Below are 1,716 nucleotides of genomic sequence, written 5' to 3' on the forward strand. Positions count from 1 at the left end.
ACGCCCGCTTTCTCGAGCATGCCGACTACAGCACCTGGCTCCCAAGCTTGAGCAAGCAAAGCTTCTTTCGCTTCAGCAGAGGTTGGAGATTTCTTAATGAGCTCAATTACTGGATCGATATTCGCAAGCGCGACGGTAAGACCTTCGAGAATATGGCCACGCTCTCTCGCTTTACGTAACAAATAAACAGTACGACGGGTAACGACTTCTCTACGGTGCTTAACAAAAATCTCAAGTGACTGCTTAAGATTAATCGTCTTTGGCTCACCATCAACAAGCGCAACCATGTTGATACCAAACACGTTCTCAAGCTGAGTTTGAGAATACAAGTTATTCATAATTACATCTGGCACTTCACCTCGACGTAACTCAATAACAATACGCATGCCCTCTTTGTTTGACTCATCTCGAAGCTCGGTAATCCCTTCGATCTTTTTATCTTTAACAAGCTCTGCGATTTTCTCAATCAAACGCGCCTTGTTAACCTGATAAGGAATTTCTGTAACGACAATGCGCTCTTTACCTTTCGCGTCTGTTTCCACTTCATAACGCGCGCGTAGATAAATTTTACCGCGACCAGTCTGATATGCCTGAACAATACCAGCTCGACCGTTAATAATCGCTGAAGTCGGGAAATCTGGACCAGGAATGTAATCCATCAACTCATCAGTCGTAATATCTGAATTGTCTAACAAGGCTAAACAGCCACTGACAACTTCATTCAAATTATGCGGAGGAATGTTCGTTGCCATACCAACCGCAATACCTGATGAACCATTCACCAATAAGTTAGGAACACGAGTCGGTAAGACTTCTGGGATTTGCTCTGTGCCATCATAGTTAGGAACAAAATCGACCGTTTCTTTCTCTAGATCAGCAAGCAAAGAATGCGCAAGCTTCTGCATACGGATTTCCGTATAACGCATCGCAGCTGGATTATCCCCATCGATAGAACCGAAGTTACCCTGACCATCTACCAATGTGTAACGAAGAGAAAATGGCTGAGCCATACGAACAATTGTATCGTAGACCGCAGAATCACCATGTGGGTGGTATTTACCGATCACATCACCAACAACACGAGCAGACTTTTTGTATGCTTTGTTCCAATCGTTGTTCAATTCACTCATTGCGAAAAGAACACGTCGGTGAACAGGTTTCAAACCATCACGAGCATCTGGCAATGCTCTACCAACGATTACGCTCATCGCGTAATCAAGGTATGACTGCTTCAACTCATCTTCAATATTTACGGGAAGGATTTCTTTAGCGTGATCACTCATAGGGAGTGCATTCCTTTCATTTCGATCGTTTTTGTAATGCTCTTAGAGCACTTATCGTTATTAGGCAAAAATTGAAGCGCTTTGCCTTTCTTTGCGTTTTACTGAAACCAAAAGCAATTTTGGAAGTTAGCGCAAAATTAATCAACGCACTATACCATAAGCACAAAACAAAAGAGAGCATTTAGCGCGTTTTAGAGGGCTTGTTAACGCACTATTTTTGAATAAGATCTGAAAGCGAAGAAAGCGCAACAGAAAGTCGCGCCTTAGAACTGAAATTTACGCGAATACGACCGTTTTGTTTTCATGAATGATAACACGATCTTCAATATGCAATCGCAAGCCACGCGCCAACACAGTCTTCTCTGCATCCTTGCCTAGGCGCACCATATCTTCGATCGTATCACTGTGATTAATACGAATCACATCCTGATCA

Annotated in this window: 1 protein-coding gene and 1 pseudogene; both read right to left on the bottom strand. The window is 42.9% G+C overall.

The genetic code is table 11. The features are described 5' to 3' along the window. Positions 1-1,283 (bottom strand): DNA gyrase subunit A (locus tag A3739_RS13900; protein ID WP_304440278.1); only part of this gene is annotated, 1,283 nt, incomplete at its 3' end. 276 nt (positions 1,284-1,559) lie between these two features. After that, positions 1,560-1,716, bottom strand: a pseudogene (locus tag A3739_RS13905) (formyltetrahydrofolate deformylase); the annotation flags it as partial.

It is taken from the genome of Oleiphilus sp. HI0067 (assembly GCF_001635735.1).